Below are 17291 nucleotides of genomic sequence, written 5' to 3' on the forward strand. Positions count from 1 at the left end.
TGCCTTGAAACTGCGGTGCGCGGGGTAAGGTGTTGTCAGGACGCCACTGCGGGCTCAGTCGCGAATGATAGCGATACTTGGGCGCCGCGCACGGCGCCCTCTTCCTGCCAGTTGGCCAGATCGATACGGGCCGCATGCTCGTCGGCGATCTTCTTCACCACGGCCAGGCCCAGGCCGGTGCCGCGGACCTTGGTGGTGACATAGGGCTCGAACGCTCGCTGCAGGATATGTGCCGGAAAGCCGCCGCCGTGGTCGCTGACACGCAGGCGCACGCGGCGCGAGGCCTCGTTCCAGTGCGTGCTGATGCACACCGGCGGCAGAGTGCGCGGCGCCGCGCCAGCCTGGAGTGCGGACAGTTCGGTCGCATCCTGCGCGTTCTGCAGCAGGTTGTGCACCACCTGGCGCAGTTGCTGGGCGTCGCCCAGGATGCGCGGGCAGCGCGGGTCGAGTTCCGCGCGCACGGCGACCGCGGCGCGCTCGGACTCATACAGGCTGAGCACATCGGAGACCAGGGCATTGAGGTCCACGGGCTGCAGTTCGGCGGCCGGCAGGCGGGCGTAGTCACGGAACTCGTTGACGAGCCGCTTCATCGCATCCACCTGGTCCACGATGGTCTTGACGGACTTGGCGAGCATGGCCTGGTCCGCGACGTCCGGCAACTTGCCCGCGAGCCGGCGCTCCAGCCGCTCGGCCGAGAGCTGGATGGGCGTGAGCGGGTTCTTGATCTCGTGCGCCAGCCGCCGGGCCACCTCGCCCCAGGCCTGTGCACGCTGCGCGGAAACGATTTCGGTGATGTCGTCGAACACCAGCAGGCGCCCGGCATCGGGCAGTTCGGCGCCGCGCGCCACCAGGCTGGTCGCATGGTGGGCGGCGCCACTGGGCGAGGCATGCAATTCGAAGGCCTGCTGCCAATGGTCCAGCCCATGGTGCCCCTGGTGGCCGAGGTAGGCGTCGAACTGCCCCTGCACCGCCGCACCGAAGGCTTCAAGCCCCGGCACCTCGGAGAGCAAACTGCCTTCGTGGGCGGCCATGGGAACGCGCAGGATGCGCGTGGCACCCGGATTGGCAGAGCGGATATGCCCCTGCGCATCGAGCACGATCACACCTGCCGTGAGGTTGTCCAGGATGGTCTGCAGGCGCGCGCGCGCCGCGTCGACGGCACCCATGCTTTTCTCCACCGTGGCCCGGGCATCGGCGAGCTGCTGGGTCATGAGGGCAAAGGAGCGCGTGAGGCCGCCAAGTTCATCCTTGCCCTGGAGCACGGCCTTGGGGCTCAGGTCACCCCCGGCCACCTCGCGCACGCCCTCGGCGAGCACCAGCAAAGGGCGCGCGAGCTGGTTGCCCAGCAGCACCGCCAGCAGCACGGCGCCGAACACCGCGAGGAACAGGCTCAGCGTGAGCGTGCCGATATACATGCGCCGCAGGCCGCCGCGCGCCAGGGCGCGCTCCTGGTATTCACGGTTGGCCTCCTGCACGGCCAGGGCGTTGGCCACCAGCACCTGCGGCAGCGGCAGCGTGACCTGCAGGTAGCGCGGCTCCACCAGCAGACCCACGCTGGGGCTGGGCACCAGCGCCATGGCCTTGACGCGCACGTTCTGCAGAACCCCCGGTTCAGCCATGTCGGCCAGGTCGTCCAACCCTTCGATCTGCCCCACGGCACGCTGCTGCCGCACGGCGCGCATCTGCTGCGCCGTCGGACGCTCCGGGTTGAGCCGGAAACGCGACTGCCCCACGCTGGCCACCATCTGGCCGGCGGAGTTCCAGAGCACCACGTCGGAGGCGCCAAGCTGGTCGCGGATGCGTTCGAGCACCAGGCCGGCGGTAGCATCTGGCACCTGGGCCAGTTGCGCGCTCGCGCTGCGCGTGCGCGTCGCCGTCTCGCTGGCCTGCATCTCCAGCGTCGCCCGTGCCAGGCTGACGCCCGCCGCCAGGGCTCCTTCGACCTTCACGTCGAACCAGCTTTCGATGGATCGCGAGACGAACTGGTAGGACACGAAATAGATCAGCACCCCCGGCACCAGGCCCACGAGCGCGAAGATGGCCGCCAGCTTGACCAGCAGGCGGCTGCCGAATCGCCCTTGCCGCAGGCGCAGGCCCAGGCGCACGGCGACCCAGGCGAGCACGGCCAGCAACAGCAGCGCCACCACCACGTTGACGGCGAACAGCCAGGCGTAATTGCGCTCGTACAGCACGCGGTTGTTGGTGGTCAGCGTGAGCAGGAACAGCAGCACCAGGCCGATGGCCGCCATGGCGGCCACGCCCACGCCCAGGGCCCAGCGCACCGCGCGCGAGGGGCGCATCGCGCCTTCGGTGCCGCTCATCGCGCCGGCTCCGCCGCGAAACGCAGGCTGCGCGCCACGGACAGATTCCAGCCCGAGCGGCCCATGGCACCGATCTGCAGGGGCCGGGGCAGCTGCGACAGGTCGAGCCGGAAACGCAGGTTCACGCTGTAGCGCGCCTGCGGATCGATGGACGAGGCCTCGGCGATCTTCCAGCGGGCGATGCGCTGCATGGCGGCCAACACGTCGGACAGCTCATCGAAATTCTGGCCCAGCACCACCCCCAGCCCACTGTTCTCGAAGGGCAGCGGCGAGACGTTGAGGCGCCAGCGCCGGGTGAGCGGCTGGTAGCTCAGGCGCATGTAGCGCACGGTGGTGGCGACATGCTGGTCATACCAGTACCAGCGGTCGCGCAGCACCTCGGCCTCGGTCACGAAGTACATGGGAATGCCCTTGTGCAGCGCGTCCTGGGCCAGCGCCGGCAGGGTGAACTGCAGGGCCGCGCTGAGGTACAGGCCGTCATCGCCATGGTCCAGGCGCATTTCGGGAATCTCGGCCGGCCCGTCGGCGCGTGCGGCCAGGCACAGCGCCAGGCTGCACCATGCCAGCCACCGCAGCAGCAGCCGCGCCACCCGGTGCGCCAGGGGCGCGTCAGGCGGGCGCTTTCTGCAGCAGGGCGTAGAAGAAACCGTCATGTTCACCCGGACGATTGTCCGGGACACCCTTCCCGTTGTCGCCCATGCCAGGCAACAAATGCCCCGGCGAGGGCAGCAGACGCGCGTCAGTGTTGTGCGCAAGAAACGCCTGCACCTGCGCATCGCCCTCGGCGCGGAACACCGAACAGGTGCAGTAGAGCAGACGCCCGCCCGGACGCAGCAGCGGCCAGAGGGTGGCCAGCAGGTGCGCCTGGATGGCGGCGAGCTGAGCGATGTCGCTCTCGCGGCGCAGCCAGCGCACATCGGGATGGCGGCGCACGATGCCCGAGGCCGTGCAAGGCGCATCGAGCAGGATGGCGTCGAACAGCTCGCCATCGCAATGCGGGTGCCACCAGTCCTGCGGGCGACCGGCATCCGCCGCCAGCACCTGGGCCCGCAGCCCCAGCCGGGCCAACGTGCCATGGATGCGCTCGCAGCGCTCGGGGTCCACGTCCAGCGCGGTCACCTGCAGCGCCGCCTGCGGGCCGGCCCATTCCAGCAGGTGGGCCGTCTTGCCGCCGGGCGCAGCGCAAGCGTCCAGCACCCGCGCCCCGGGGCCGAGGCCGGCGCCCGACAGCAGCAGCGGTGCCGCCATCTGCGCGGCCGCGTCCTGCACCGAAACCACGCCCTCGGCAAAGCCGGGCAGCTCCTGCACGGGCAAGGCTCGGTTCAGCACCAGGCCATCATCGCCCACCGGTTTCGCTTCACAATTGATAGCTGCCAGCGCTTGCTGGTAAAGCGTTGGTGTCGATTTTTGCTTATTAACCCGCAGTACCATGGGCGCCTGGCGGTTGTTGGCCTGCAGGATCTGCTGCCAGTGCCGAGGGTGGTCCTGCCGCAGCCTGCGCACCCACCAGCGGGGGTGGTTCCAGAGCGCCTGCTCGTCGTCCTGCACCGCCAGCAGCAGCGCTTCGCGTTCGCGCAGGAAGCGGCGCAGGCAAGCATTGATGAAGGCGGCCTGCGTGCGCGTGGCGGAGTGCCCCTTGGCGGCCTCGACAGCCTGGTTCACCAGGGTGAAGGACTCATAGGGCGGCTGCTCGGGGCCGCACACCAGGGCCAGCGCGCTGCACAGCAAGGCATCGGCGGCGGGTGCGGGCTTGCGCGGCGCCAGCTGCTGGCGCAAGGCCTCGGCCAGACCGAGGTGGCGCAGCACGTGGAACAGCAAGGCCTGCACGCCCGGACGCTGGGCGGCGGGGACGGCGTCGAGCACCGCGGTGCCCGAGCGCCCGGCGCGGATGTCCTGCAACGCGCGGGCCACGCCCTGCAGCAGGCGCGACAACGCCACGCTCTGCCCCGGAACGGCGCCTGCGCCTTCGCCCGCGCGCGGTGGCTCGGCGGACGGACGTGCGCGGTGCTTGCGGGGGGGCTGGTGGCTCATAGGGTGCGTCCCGGTTGGAATCCGTACAGCCAGGCCAGCCACTTGGCTGGGAACTGGTCGATGGCTTCGTTGTATTGCTGAACGGCGAGGTTGAACCGCTCCAGCGCCTGCGCGCTGGGGGCCTGGTGCTGCTCCAGGTGTTCCAGCCAGCGCGGCCGTTGCAGCCCGCCCTCGGTGGCCGCTTGCTGCGCTGCCGCGCCCTGCCAGGCGGCTTCAAGCGCGTGGCGCGCCGTGGACAGCGCTGCGGCGGCCTCGGCCTGCAGAGGCTGGGTGCGCGCCACGGCGAGCGACACCCCCATCTGCATGGTGGCGGCCTGCAGCGCCGTGCGCGCCTGCACCGGCTCGCCCGGAACCACCGCCAGCGACGCCTCGCATTCACCCAGCAGCGCCAGCAGGCGCACGAGGTGGGCATCGAGTGCACTGAAAGCCTGGATCGCCGCCGAGCGCAACCGCACCAGACGGTTGTAGGCGCCCACGGCCCAGAACAGCGCCACGGCCACGACGATCCAGAAGAAAGGCGATGCAAACATGCGCGGGTCGGAGCCCGGTGCGGCCGGGCGGCGTCAGAAAAAGGCAGTGTCCATGAAAAACGCTCCCGGCCTGCCCTTGTTCAGACAGACCGGGAGCGTGGCGCGATCAACCCGAAGGATCAATCAGCGGCGGTGGCGGACGCGTCCGGGCCGGCTTCGGTGTCGGACGTTTCGGCCATGCCGGCCATTTCAGCGGCTTCGGCTTCGGCGATGGCGCGGCGTTCGGCGTCGTCCATGGCGTCCTTGGCCTTGCGTGCCTGGTGGTAGGCCAGGCCGGTACCGGCGGGGATCAGGCGGCCGACGATGACGTTTTCCTTCAAGCCACGCAGCTCGTCGCGCTTGCCCATGATGGCAGCTTCGGTGAGCACGCGGGTCGTTTCCTGGAAGGAAGCGGCCGAGATGAAGGAGTCGGTCGACAGCGATGCCTTGGTAATGCCCAGCAGCAGGTTGCTGTAGGTCGCGGGAATCTTGCCCTCGGCCAGCAGCGCCTCGTTGGTGTTGAGCATCTCCGAGCGCTCGACCTGCTCACCGGCGATGTAGCTCGAATCGCCCGCGTTCTCGACCACGACGCGGCGCAGCATCTGGCGAACGATCACCTCGATGTGCTTGTCGTTGATCTTCACGCCCTGGAGGCGGTACACGTCCTGCACTTCATCGACGATGTAGCGCGAGAGCTCTTCCATGCCCAGCAGGCGCAGGATGTCCTGCGGATCGGCCGGGCCGTCGACGATGTGCTCGCCCTTGTTGACCACCTGGCCTTCGTGCACCAGGATGTTCTTTTCCTTGGGGATGAGCTCTTCCCACACCTTGCCGTCGGGGTCGGTGATCTGCAGGCGGATCTTGCCCTTGGTCTCCTTGCCGAACGACACCGTGCCGGTGGTCTCGGCCAGCGTGCCCTTGTCCTTGGGCGTGCGGGCCTCGAACAGCTCGGCCACGCGCGGCAGACCGCCGGTAATGTCGCGGGTCTTCTGGCCTTCGATCGGGATACGGGCCAGCACTTCGCCGGGGCCCACGTCCTGGCCGTCGCGCACCTGGATCAGCGCGCCCACCTGGAAGCCGATGGTCACCGAGTGGTCGGTGCCGGGGATCTTGACCTCGTGACCGTTGGCGTCGATCAGCTTGACCTGGGGCTTGACCACCTTGGCCGAACCACGGCGCTTGGGGTCGATCACGACCAGCGTGGACAAGCCGGTGACCTCGTCCACCTGCTTGGCCACCGTCAGGCCTTCCTCGACGTTCTCGAACTTCGCCTGGCCGGCGAATTCGGTGATGATCGGGCGGGTCAGCGGATCCCAGTTGGCCAGGATGGTGCCAGCCTTGATCTGCTGGTCGGCCTTCACCGTCAGCGTGGCGCCGTAGGGCACCTTGTGGCGCTCGCGCTCGCGGCCATGTTCGTCCTGGATGATGATCTCGCCGGAACGGGAGATGACCACCAGCTCGCCCTTGGAGTTGGTCACGTAGCGCATCGTGGCGTTGAAGCCGATCACGCCGTTGGACTTGGCCTCGACGCTCGACGCGATGGCGGCGCGCGATGCGGCACCACCGATGTGGAACGTGCGCATGGTCAGCTGCGTGCCGGGCTCGCCGATGGACTGCGCGGCGATCACGCCCACGGCTTCGCCGAGGTTGATCAGGCCGCCGCGGCCCAGGTCGCGGCCGTAGCACTTGGCGCACAGGCCGAAGCGGGTTTCGCAGGTCAGGGCCGTGCGCACCTTCACTTCGTCCACGCCAGCGGCTTCCAGCTCCTCGATCGTGTCTTCGTCGAGCAGTTGGCCAGCGGGCACCATCACCTCGCGGGTCTCGGGGTGCAGCACTTCCTCGGCCGTGGTGCGGCCCAGGATACGGTCGCGCAGCGACTCGATCACTTCACCGCCCTCGACGATGGCGCGCATCAGGGCGCCGTTGGAGGTGCCACAGTCTTCCTCGGTGACCACCAGGTCCTGCGTCACGTCCACCAGACGGCGCGTCAGGTAACCGGAGTTCGCGGTCTTCAACGCCGTGTCCGCCAGACCCTTACGGGCACCGTGGGTGGAGATGAAGTACTGCAACACGTTCAGACCTTCACGGAAGTTCGCCGTGATGGGGGTCTCGATGATGGAGCCGTCGGGCTTGGCCATCAGGCCGCGCATGCCGGCGAGCTGGCGGATCTGGGCCGCGGAACCGCGGGCGCCCGAGTCGGCCATCATGTAGATGGAGTTGAACGACTCCTGGTCCACTTCCTTGCCGTGGCGGTCGATGGTCTTTTCCTTCTTCAGGTGATCCATCATGACCTTGGAGATATCGTCACCGGCCTTGCCCCAGATGTCCACCACCTTGTTGTAGCGCTCACCCGAGGTCACCAGGCCCGAGACGTACTGCTGTTCGATCTCCTTGACCTCTTTTTCCGCGCTCTCGATGATGCCGGCCTTTTGCGTGGGCACGAGCATGTCCTCGATGGCGATCGAGATGCCGGCCTTGGTGGCCAGGCGGAAGCCGTTCTGCAGCAGCTTGTCGGCGAACACCACCGTTTCCTTCAGACCGCACTTGCGGAAGGAGACGTTGATGAGCTTGGAGATTTCCTTCTTCTTGAGCGCCTTGTTGATGTTCGCGAAAGGCAGGCCCTTGGGCAGGATCTCCGACAGCAGCGCACGGCCCGCGGTCGTCTCGACAATGCTGGCGCTGGGCACGAATTCACCAGTGGCCTTGTTCTTGGTCCACTCGGTGATGCGCACGTTGATCCGGGTGGTCAGTTCGACCTCGCCCGCATCCAGGGCGCGCTGCACTTCGCCGGTGTCGGCGAAGATCAGGCCTTCGCCCTTGCCATTGATGCGCTCGCGGGTGGCGTAGTACAGACCCAGCACCACGTCCTGCGAAGGCACGATGGAGGGTTCGCCCGAGGCCGGGAACAGCACGTTGTTGGAGGCCAGCATCAGCGTGCGGGCTTCCATTTGGGCTTCCACCGACAGCGGCACGTGGACGGCCATCTGGTCACCGTCGAAGTCGGCGTTGAAGGCCGCGCAGACGAGGGGGTGCAGCTGGATGGCCTTGCCTTCGATCAGGATGGGTTCGAAGGCCTGAATGCCCAAGCGGTGCAGCGTGGGAGCACGGTTCAGCATGACCGGGTGCTCCTTGATGACCTCTTCCAGGATGTCCCAGACCACCGGCGTGCCGGATTCGACTTCCTTCTTGGCGGCCTTGATCGTCGTCGCGATGCCCATGGCTTCGAGGCGCGAGAAGATGAAGGGCTTGAACAGCTCCAGCGCCATCAGCTTGGGCAGGCCGCACTGGTGCAGCTTGAGCGTCGGGCCCACCACGATGACCGAACGGCCCGAGTAGTCGACGCGCTTGCCCAGCAGGTTCTGGCGGAAGCGGCCGCTCTTGCCCTTGATCATGTCGGCCAGCGACTTCAGGGCGCGCTTGTTGGCGCCCGTCATGGCCTTGCCACGGCGGCCGTTGTCCAGCAGGCTGTCCACGGCTTCCTGCAGCATGCGCTTTTCGTTGCGCGCGATGATTTCCGGGGCCTTGAGCTCCAGCAGGCGGCGCAGACGCGAGTTGCGGTTGATGACGCGGCGGTACAGGTCGTTCAGATCCGACGTGGCGAAACGACCGCCGTCCAGCGGCACCAGCGGACGCAGGTCCGGCGGCAGCACGGGCAGCACTTCGAGCACCATCCACTCGGGTTTGATACCGGACTTCTTGAAGGCTTCCAGCACCTTCAGGCGCTTGGCGTTCTTCTTGACCTTGACTTCGGAGCCCGTGAGGTCGCCACGCAGCTTCTCGATCTCGGTGTCGATGTCGATGGATTCGAGCAGGTCGCGGATACCTTCGGCGCCCATCTTGGCGACGAATTCATCGCCGTATTCCTTGCGCTTGGCGTCGTGGTCATCCTCGGACATGATGCTGAACTTCTTCAGCGGGGTCATGCCGGGATCGGTCACCACGTAGGCTTCGAAGTACAGCACGCGTTCGATGTCGCGCAGCGTCATGTCGAGCACCAGGCCCAGACGCGATGGCAGCGACTTCAGGAACCAGATGTGGGCGCAAGGCGCGGCCAGATCGATGTGGCCCATGCGCTCGCGGCGCACCTTGGTCTGCGTGACTTCTACACCGCACTTCTCGCAGATCACGCCACGGTGCTTGAGGCGCTTGTACTTGCCGCACAGGCACTCGTAGTCCTTGATGGGGCCGAAGATCTTGGCGCAGAACAGGCCGTCGCGTTCGGGCTTGAACGTGCGGTAGTTGATGGTCTCGGGCTTTTTCACTTCACCGAAGGACCACGAACGGATCTTTTCGGGCGAAGCCATGCCGATGCGGATGGCATCGAAATGCTCATCCGGCGTGAATTGCTTGAACAGGTCGAGTAGCGATTTCATAGGACTCTTTCCCTTTTCGAATTACGAGCGCTCAAGCTCAATGTCCAGGCCCAGGGAACGGATTTCCTTGACCAGCACGTTGAACGATTCCGGCATGCCGGCTTCGATGGTGTGCTCACCCTTGACGATGGATTCGTACACCTTGGTACGCCCCTGCACGTCGTCGGACTTGACGGTGAGCATTTCCTGCAGCACGTAGGACGCGCCGTAGGCTTCCAGCGCCCACACTTCCATTTCCCCGAAACGCTGGCCGCCGAACTGCGCCTTGCCGCCCAGCGGCTGCTGCGTGACGAGCGAGTACGGACCCGTGGAACGGGCGTGCATCTTGTCGTCCACCAGATGGTGCAGCTTCAGGTAGTGCATGTAGCCGATGGTGGTCGGACGCTCGAAGGCATCGCCCGTGCGGCCGTCGTACAGCTGCGCCTGGGTGCGCGTGGCCGTGAGGCCCTTGCGCTTGGCCAGGTCGTCGGGGTACGCCAGCTTGAGCATGTCGATGATCTCGTTCTCGGAGGCACCGTCGAACACCGGCGTGGCATAGGGCACGCCGTTGGTCAGGTTCTGCGCCATCGCGCGCAGCTCCTCGTCGCTCAGTTGCGACAGGTCTTCCTTGCGGCCACGCGAGTTGTAGACCTCTTCGAGGAACTTGCGCAGTTCGGCCGTCTTGGCCTCCTGCTGCAGCATGTCGCCGATGCGCTGGCCGATGCCCTTGCCGGCCCAGCCCAGGTGGACTTCGAGCACCTGGCCGATGTTCATCCGCGAGGGCACGCCCAGCGGGTTGAGCACGATGTCGGCGGTGGTGCCGTCGGCCATGTAGGGCATGTCTTCCACGGGCACGATCTTGGAGACCACGCCCTTGTTGCCGTGGCGGCCGGCCATCTTGTCGCCGGGCTGCAGACGGCGCTTGACGGCCAGGTAGACCTTGACCATCTTCAGCACACCGGCCGGCAGCTCGTCGCCCTGCGTGAGCTTCTTGCGCTTTTCTTCGAACGCCAGGTCGAAGCTGTGGCGCGTCTGCTCCAGCGCGTTCTTGATGCTTTCCAGCTGGGTGGCCACTTCGTCCTCTGCGGGACGGATGTCGAACCAGTGGAACTTCTCGACGGCGGCCAGGTAGGCCTTGTCGATCTTCGTGCCCTTGGCCAGCTTTTGCGGGCCACCGTTGGCCACGCGACCGGTCAGCAGCTTCTCGATACGGTCGAAGGCGTCGGCCTCGACGATGCGCAGCTGGTCGTTCAGGTCGAGGCGGAAGCGCTTGAGTTCATCGTCGATGATCTGCTGGGCGCGCTTGTCGCGCTGGATGCCTTCGCGGGTGAACACCTGCACGTCGATCACCACGCCCTGCGAGCCCTGGTCCACGCGCAGCGAGGTGTCCTTCACGTCGGACGCCTTCTCGCCGAAGATGGCGCGCAGGAGCTTCTCTTCCGGCGTGAGCGTGGTCTCGCCCTTGGGCGTGACCTTGCCGACCAGCGTGTCGCCGGGCTGGACTTCGGCGCCGACGTAGATGATGCCGGACTCGTCCAGGCGGTTGAGCTGCTGTTCCGACAGGTTCGGAATGTCGCGCGTGATTTCCTCGGCGCCCAGCTTGGTGTCACGGGCCATGACCACCAGCTCCTCGATGTGGATCGAGGTGTAGCGGTCTTCGGCCACCACGCGTTCGGAGATCAGGATCGAGTCTTCGAAGTTGTAGCCGTTCCAGGGCATGAAGGCGATCAGCATGTTCTGACCGATGGCGATCTCGCCCAGGTCGGTCGAAGCGCCGTCGGCGATCACGTCACCCTTGGCCAGCACGTCACCACGCTTCACCACGGGACGCTGGTGGATGTTGGTGTTCTGGTTGGAACGCTGGTACTTGATCAGGTTGTAGATGTCCACACCCACTTCACCGGCCACAGCTTCGGCGTCGTTCACGCGGATCACGATACGGGTCGCATCAACGTAGTCAACCACGCCACCGCGCGTGGCGGTCACGACGGTGCCGGAGTCCACTGCGGCCACGCGCTCAATGCCGGTACCGACCAGCGGCTTCTCGGGGCGCAGCACGGGCACGGCCTGACGCGACATGTTGGCGCCCATCAATGCGCGGTTCGCGTCGTCGTGCTCCAGGAACGGCACCAGCGATGCCGCCACCGACACGATCTGTGCGGGCGACACGTCCATGTACTGCACGCGTTCGGCACCCACGAGGATGGATTCACCCTTTTCACGGGCCGAGACCAGGTCGCCGGTCAGACGGCCTTCGGCATCCAGCGTGGCATTGGCCTGCGCGATGATGTACTTGCCTTCCTCGATGGCCGAAAGGTAGTCGATCTCGTTGGTGACCTTGCCATCAACCACGCGGCGGTACGGCGTCTCGATGAAGCCGTATTCATTCAGGCGGGCATACAGCGCCAGCGAGTTGATCAGGCCGATGTTCGGGCCTTCAGGCGTTTCGATAGGGCAGACGCGGCCGTAGTGTGTGACGTGCACGTCGCGCACCTCGAATCCAGCGCGTTCGCGGGTCAGACCGCCCGGGCCCAGGGCCGAGACGCGACGCTTGTGCGTAATTTCGGCCAGCGGGTTGGTCTGATCCATGAACTGCGACAGCTGCGACGCACCGAAGAATTCCTTCAGTGCGGCCGAGATCGGCTTGCTGTTGATCAGGTCGTGCGGCATGAGCGGGTCTTGCTCGGCCTGGCCCAGACGCTCCTTCACGGCCTTCTCGATACGTGCGAGGCCCGTACGGTACTGGTTCTCGGCCAGTTCGCCCACGCAGCGCACGCGGCGGTTGCCCAGGTGATCGATATCGTCCACCTCGCCGTTGCCGTTGCGCAGATCCACCAGAATCTTGACCACGGCCAGGATGTCCTCGTTGGACAGCACCATGGGGCCCGTGGGCTCGTCGCGACCGATCTTGGCGTTGAACTTCATGCGGCCCACGCGCGACAGGTCGTACGTGTCGGGGTTGTAGAACAGGCGCTGGAACAGTGCCTGCACGGCGTCTTCCGTCGGCGGCTCGCCGGGGCGCATCATGCGGTAGATGGCCACGCGCGCGGCGAACTCGTCCACCGTCTCGTCGATGCGCAGGGTTTGCGAGATGTACGCGCCCTGGTCGAGTTCGTTCGTGTAGATGACCTGCAGGTCCTGCACGCCAGCGGAACGCAGCTTCTTGAGCAGCGCCTCGGTCAGCTCTTCATTGGCCTTGGCGATGATTTCGCCGGTATCACCGTCAACAATGTTGCGGGCCACGACGCGGCCGATCAGGAAGTCTTCGGGCACGCTGATGTGCGTGGTGCCGGACTGCTCCAGTTCACGGGTGTGGCGGGCGGTGACGCGTTTATCCTTGGCCACGACGACCTTCCCCGACTTGTCGGTGATGTCGAAACGGGCCACTTCGCCACGCAGGCGCTCGGAGACGAACTCCATCTGCGCGCCGCTGTCCATCAGGCGGAAGTTGTCGTTGACGAAGAAGTTCGCCAGGATGGACTCGGGGTTCAGGCCGATGGCCTTGAGCAGGATCGTGACCGGCATCTTGCGGCGGCGGTCGACGCGGAAGTACAAGATGTCCTTGGGGTCGAACTCGAAATCGAGCCACGAGCCACGGTAGGGGATGATGCGTGCCGAGAACAGCAGCTTGCCCGAGCTGTGCGTCTTGCCCTTGTCGTGTTCGAAGAACACGCCGGGCGAACGGTGCAGCTGCGAAACGATCACGCGCTCCGTGCCGTTGATGATGAACGAGCCCTTGTCGGTCATCAGGGGCACTTCGCCCATGTAGACTTCCTGCTCCTTCACTTCCTTGACCACCTTCGACTGGGCCGTGGAGGACTCGCGGTCATAGATGATCAGCTGGACCTTGGCGCGCACGGCCGAGGCGAAAGTCAGGCCACGGGTCTGGCATTCACGAACGTCGAAAGCAGGTTTGGCCAGGTTGTACTCGAGAAATTTCATCTCGACAAAACCGTTGTGCGAGACGATGGGGAACGCTGCATTGAAGGCGGCCTGGAGGCCTTCGTTGGTACGTTTCTTGGAAGCTACGCCGGCTTGGAGGAATGCGGTGTACGCGTCCTTCTGCATTTGCAGCAGATAGGGAACCTCCAGCACGCTGTCGCGGCTGCCGAAACTTTTGCGGATTCGCTTGCGTTCGGTATAAGAATAGGCCATGAGATCTCCGGGCAAAGACTTGAGTCCTGGGTCTGCGACGACTGACCCGCGGGCGGCACCCTGCGGGCTTGGCGGTTGGCCACTACCAACCATGGCGGACGGCGATGCGTTGCACATCGCCCGAACCAAGGTATCTTCTGCTGTCGGGTTCGTCAGAAGACACTTGAAAACTGGCCGGCGCCCACCATTGACCATGGCCTCCGGGGCATTGCTCCAAACCAGTTTTCAGGTGCGCTCTGGAAGCGCCAAAGGCTGGAGGCCCTGCGAGGACGCTCCAGCCCTTGAAAGAGACCGAATTACTTGAGTTCGGCCTTGGCGCCGGCTTCCACCAGCTTCTTGACGGCTGCTTCGGCGTCGGCCTTGGCAATGCCTTCCTTGACGTTCTTGGGAGCGCCGTCCACCAGGTCCTTGGCTTCCTTGAGGCCCAGACCGGTGATTTCGCGCACTGCCTTGATGACGGACACCTTGTTGGCGCCAGCGTCGGACAGCACCACGTTGAATTCCGTCTTTTCTTCGGCAGCAGCAGCGCCAGCGCCAGCGCCAGCGGCAGCGGGAGCAGCCATGGCGGCAGCGCTCACGCCAAACTTCTCTTCAATGGCCTTCACCAGGTCATTGAGTTCCAGAACCGTCATGCTGTCGAGAGCGGTCAGAAATGCGTCTTTATCGAATGCCATTTTGATTTCCTAACAATTAGTTAACAGGTCGGTCGGCCGGCTGCTCAGGCAGCAACGGCTTCGCCTTCGCCTTTTTTGGCCGCCAGGGCACCCAGCACCACGGCGGTGCGGGACATCGGCGACATCAGCAAGCCACACAGCTGGGCCAGCAGCACTTCCTTCGAAGGAATGTTGGCCAGTTGCTTAACGCCGTTGACATCCAGGGCCTTGCCACCGAAAGCGCCACCGCGAATCACCAGCTTGTCGTTGGTCTTCGCGAAATCGGCCACCACCTTCGCGGCGGCCACGGCGTCTTCGGAGAAGCCATAGATCAGCGGACCGGTCATCTGGTCTGCCACCACGTCAAACTGGCCGCCAGCCACAGCACGGCGGGCCAGGGTGTTCTTCAGAACACTCAGGCTCACACCCTTGCTGCGTGCGTCAACGCGCAGTTTGGTCATGTCGGCGACCGTGATACCACGGTATTCCGCAATCACAAGCGTTTGAGCTTTAGCGGCGAGGCTGGTCACTTCATTGATGACCGCTTCTTTCTCACTGCGATTAAGACTCAAGGTCTACTCCTTAAAATGTGCGCTCAAGGCCTGGGCCTCTCACACACGCTCTTGTTGCAGCGACCAACTGTTGAGGAACGGATTCCATCTGCAGCGGGATCGCCATCTGCGCTGGCCCCATCGGGATTAAGTACAAGCCAAGGCTTGAACACCAACGGTCTTGGATGGCCCAGCGCACTGCTGCGCCGGCCCACCACCGAGGCGCCTTGCAGCGCCTCAAGATTCACGCAATTACGCTGCGATGGTTTGGGTGTCCACGCGAACACCCAGACCCATCGTGGACGACACCGCCACCTTGCGCAGGTACAGACCCTTGCTGGTTGCGGGCTTGGCCTTGTTCAGCGCTTCGATCAGGGCAGCGAGGTTGCCTTGCAGCTTCTCGTTGTCGAACGAACGGCGTCCGATCGTGCTGTGCACGATACCGGCCTTGTCGACGCGGAATTGCACCTGACCGGCCTTGGCGTTCTTCACGGCCGTGGCGACATCGGGAGTGACCGTACCCACCTTGGGGTTGGGCATCAGGCCGCGCGGGCCGAGAATCTGGCCCAGCGTACCGACGACACGCATCGCATCGGGAGCAGCAATCACCACGTCGAAGGGCATGTCGCCAGCCTTGACCATGGCAGCCAGATCGTCCATGCCAACCACGTCTGCACCAGCAGCCTTGGCTTCTTCGGCCTTGGCGCCTTGTGCGAACACGGCAACACGCGTGGTCTTGCCGGTGCCGTTGGGCAGAACAACAGCGCCGCGAACCACTTGGTCCGACTTCTTGGCATCCACGCCCAGTTGCACGGCAACGTCGATCGATTCGTCAAACTTGGCCGTGGCGGCCTCCTTGACGATCACCACGGCTTCAGCGAACGAGTACAGCTTCGTGCTGTCAACCTTGCCCTGCAGGGCTTTTTGCTTCTTGGTCAGCTTGGCCATTTACACACCCTCCACCGTCACGCCCATCGAGCGGGCCGAACCAGCAATGGTACGAACGGCAGCGTCGATGCTGGCAGCGTTCATGTCCTTCATCTTGGTCTTTGCGATTTCTTCCAGCTGAGCGCGGGTGATCTTTCCAACCTTGGTCTTCAAGGCATTGGAAGAACCCTTCTCCAGCTTGATCGCCTTCTTGATCAGCGTCGTCGCCGGAGGCGTCTTGATGATGAAGGTGAAGCTCTTGTCGGCAAAAGCGGTGATGACCACCGGCAGCGGCAGACCAGGCTCGACACCTTGGGTCTGCGCATTGAATGCCTTGCAGAACTCCATGATGTTGAGACCGCGCTGGCCCAGTGCGGGACCGATCGGTGGGGACGGATTGGCTTTACCAGCAGGCACTTGCAGCTTGATAAAACCGACGATTTTCTTCGCCATGGTTGCTCCTTGCGGGTACTAACGCCTGCTCCAACAGACTGGAGGCGGGCTCCCCGGGGTTAACGACTCACTTACTTCCTTCGCACCGAGTCGAAAAGTGCGACATTCCTTGCTTTGCTCAGGTCTTTTCGATCTGGCTGAATTCCAGCTCCACCGGGGTGGAACGGCCGAAGATCATGACGGACACCCGTACACGGCTCTTCTCGTAATTGACGTCTTCCACCGAACCATTGAAGTCAGTGAACGGACCTTCCTTGACGCGCACCATTTCGCCGACCATGAATTCGATCTTGTGGCGAGGCTTATCAGTGCCTTCCTGCATTTGGCTGACGATCTTCTGCACTTCGTCTTCGGAGATCGGCGCCGGGCGGTTCTTGGCCCCCCCCACGAAACCGGTCACCTTGTTGGTGTGTTTCACCAAGTGCCAGGTGTCATCGTCCATGACCATCTCGACGAAAACATAGCCCGGAAACAGGCGGCGCTCGGTGGTCTTGCGACTGCCATTCTTCATCTCGACCACTTCTTCGGTGGGAACGAGAATGCGACCAAACTTGTCCTGCATGCCAGAGCGTGCGATGCGCTCGGCGATATTGCGCTCCACGGCCTTCTCCATGCCGGAATAGGCATGAACAATGTACCAGCGCAGATCGGGGTTGGTAGAAGCCACGCCTCCTGGAGCAGAAGTTCCGCCCGTTTCGACAGTAGCAGTCATTTATTTCCTCCAACCCAGAATCAGGTCATAAAACACCCACTCAAGGGTCTTGTCGGTCAACCAGAGGAACAGCGCCATGATCACGACGAAAGCAAACACATAGGCCGTCATCTGTAGAGTTTCCTTGCGGGTCGGCCACACCACCTTCTTGACTTCGCGCCAAGCGTCGCGACCAAAGGCCACAAAACGCTTTCCAGGCTCGGAAATCAGGAATACGCCAGCGGCCGCAGCCAAACCCACCAAGAGCGCAGCCCACTGGACAACGCCACCCTGCTTGCTCAGCAAATAGAACCCTGCAACAGAACCGATCACCAGCGCCGCCACGGCGACCAGCTTGGCGATGTCGCCACCAGAACTGACTGTCTCAACTTGTGAAGTGGCCATTTTGGCTATTTCCTGCTTCATGAACTGGCGCCCACACAAGACACCGAAGCCCGCCAGATCCTGGCGGGCTTTGTTTTGCCACTTTCAGGTGGCAGGGGCAGTAGGAATCGAACCTACAACCTTCGGTTTTGGAGACCGACGCTCTGCCAATTGAGCTATACCCCTATGACCAATTACTCGATGATCTTGGCCACGACGCCGGCGCCGACGGTACGGCCGCCTTCACGGATAGCGAAGCGCAGG

Annotated in this window: 13 protein-coding genes and 1 tRNA gene; all 14 read right to left on the reverse strand. The window is 64.4% G+C overall.

Going from position 1 to position 17291, the window contains the following annotated elements; genetic code table 11:
* Positions 1–35: 35 nt before the first annotated feature.
* Positions 36–2321 (reverse strand): sensor histidine kinase, encoded by a 2286-nt coding sequence (locus tag D8S75_RS04520; protein WP_119964738.1) that lies wholly within the window; start codon positions 2319–2321, stop codon positions 36–38.
* Positions 2318–2974 (reverse strand): DUF4390 domain-containing protein, encoded by a 657-nt coding sequence (locus D8S75_RS04525; protein ID WP_119964739.1) that lies wholly within the window; start codon positions 2972–2974, stop codon positions 2318–2320. The genes D8S75_RS04520 and D8S75_RS04525 overlap by 4 nt, the downstream gene beginning before the upstream one ends.
* Positions 2931–4352 carry a 16S rRNA (cytosine(967)-C(5))-methyltransferase RsmB gene (gene rsmB / locus D8S75_RS04530; RefSeq protein ID WP_119964740.1) on the reverse strand — a complete coding sequence of 474 codons (1422 nt, stop codon included), beginning with the start codon at positions 4350–4352 and terminating at the stop codon, positions 2931–2933. Before rsmB ends, D8S75_RS04525 begins: the two co-directional genes overlap by 44 nt.
* Positions 4349–4882 carry a LemA family protein gene (locus D8S75_RS04535; protein WP_119964741.1) on the reverse strand — a complete coding sequence of 178 codons (534 nt, stop codon included), beginning with the start codon at positions 4880–4882 and terminating at the stop codon, positions 4349–4351. The genes rsmB and D8S75_RS04535 overlap by 4 nt, the downstream gene beginning before the upstream one ends.
* 119 nt (positions 4883–5001) lie before the next feature.
* Positions 5002–9234 carry a DNA-directed RNA polymerase subunit beta' gene (rpoC, locus tag D8S75_RS04540; protein ID WP_119964742.1) on the reverse strand — a complete coding sequence of 1411 codons (4233 nt, stop codon included), beginning with the start codon at positions 9232–9234 and terminating at the stop codon, positions 5002–5004.
* A 21-nt stretch (positions 9235–9255) separates the two neighbouring features.
* The gene (gene rpoB, locus D8S75_RS04545; RefSeq protein WP_119964743.1) at positions 9256–13368 is read right to left on the reverse strand and encodes a DNA-directed RNA polymerase subunit beta; all 4113 of its coding nucleotides are present in this window, start codon (positions 13366–13368) and stop codon (positions 9256–9258) included.
* A 296-nt stretch (positions 13369–13664) separates the two neighbouring features.
* A complete protein-coding gene (gene rplL, locus D8S75_RS04550; protein ID WP_119964744.1) occupies positions 13665–14042 on the reverse strand; it encodes a 50S ribosomal protein L7/L12 in 378 nt (125 codons plus the stop codon).
* Between the two features lie 44 nt (positions 14043–14086).
* The gene (gene rplJ, locus D8S75_RS04555; protein WP_119964745.1) at positions 14087–14593 is read right to left on the reverse strand and encodes a 50S ribosomal protein L10; all 507 of its coding nucleotides are present in this window, start codon (positions 14591–14593) and stop codon (positions 14087–14089) included.
* A gap of 231 nt (positions 14594–14824) precedes the next feature.
* Positions 14825–15520 (reverse strand): 50S ribosomal protein L1, encoded by a 696-nt coding sequence (gene rplA / locus D8S75_RS04560; RefSeq protein ID WP_119964746.1) that lies wholly within the window; start codon positions 15518–15520, stop codon positions 14825–14827.
* Positions 15521–15952, reverse strand: coding sequence for a 50S ribosomal protein L11 (gene rplK / locus D8S75_RS04565; RefSeq protein ID WP_119964747.1), 432 nt, complete (start codon positions 15950–15952; stop codon positions 15521–15523).
* A gap of 118 nt (positions 15953–16070) precedes the next feature.
* The gene (gene nusG, locus D8S75_RS04570) at positions 16071–16664 is read right to left on the reverse strand and encodes a transcription termination/antitermination protein NusG (protein WP_119964748.1); all 594 of its coding nucleotides are present in this window, start codon (positions 16662–16664) and stop codon (positions 16071–16073) included.
* Positions 16665–17048, reverse strand: coding sequence for a preprotein translocase subunit SecE (gene secE, locus D8S75_RS04575; protein ID WP_119964749.1), 384 nt, complete (start codon positions 17046–17048; stop codon positions 16665–16667).
* Between the two features lie 89 nt (positions 17049–17137).
* Positions 17138–17213, reverse strand: a tRNA-Trp gene (locus tag D8S75_RS04580).
* An 8-nt stretch (positions 17214–17221) separates the two neighbouring features.
* On the reverse strand, positions 17222–17291 hold a 70-nt coding region (locus D8S75_RS04585; protein WP_198525954.1), incomplete at its 5' end, for an EF-Tu C-terminal domain-related protein.

It is taken from the genome of Simplicispira lacusdiani (genome assembly GCF_003604195.1).
Taxonomy (GTDB): domain Bacteria; phylum Pseudomonadota; class Gammaproteobacteria; order Burkholderiales; family Burkholderiaceae_C; genus Simplicispira; species Simplicispira lacusdiani.

Coding starts and splice junctions, on each gene's coding strand:
- D8S75_RS04520 (WP_119964738.1), bottom strand. CDS start 2,321: ATGAGCGGCACCGAAGGCGCGATGCGCCCCTCGCGCGCGGTGCGCTGG.
- D8S75_RS04525 (WP_119964739.1), bottom strand. CDS start 2,974: ATGACGGTTTCTTCTACGCCCTGCTGCAGAAAGCGCCCGCCTGACGCG.
- rsmB (WP_119964740.1), bottom strand. CDS start 4,352: ATGAGCCACCAGCCCCCCCGCAAGCACCGCGCACGTCCGTCCGCCGAG.
- D8S75_RS04535 (WP_119964741.1), bottom strand. CDS start 4,882: ATGTTTGCATCGCCTTTCTTCTGGATCGTCGTGGCCGTGGCGCTGTTC.
- rpoC (WP_119964742.1), bottom strand. CDS start 9,234: ATGAAATCGCTACTCGACCTGTTCAAGCAATTCACGCCGGATGAGCAT.
- rpoB (WP_119964743.1), bottom strand. CDS start 13,368: ATGGCCTATTCTTATACCGAACGCAAGCGAATCCGCAAAAGTTTCGGC.
- rplL (WP_119964744.1), bottom strand. CDS start 14,042: ATGGCATTCGATAAAGACGCATTTCTGACCGCTCTCGACAGCATGACG.
- rplA (WP_119964746.1), bottom strand. CDS start 15,520: ATGGCCAAGCTGACCAAGAAGCAAAAAGCCCTGCAGGGCAAGGTTGAC.
- rplK (WP_119964747.1), bottom strand. CDS start 15,952: ATGGCGAAGAAAATCGTCGGTTTTATCAAGCTGCAAGTGCCTGCTGGT.
- nusG (WP_119964748.1), bottom strand. CDS start 16,664: ATGACTGCTACTGTCGAAACGGGCGGAACTTCTGCTCCAGGAGGCGTG.
- secE (WP_119964749.1), bottom strand. CDS start 17,048: ATGGCCACTTCACAAGTTGAGACAGTCAGTTCTGGTGGCGACATCGCC.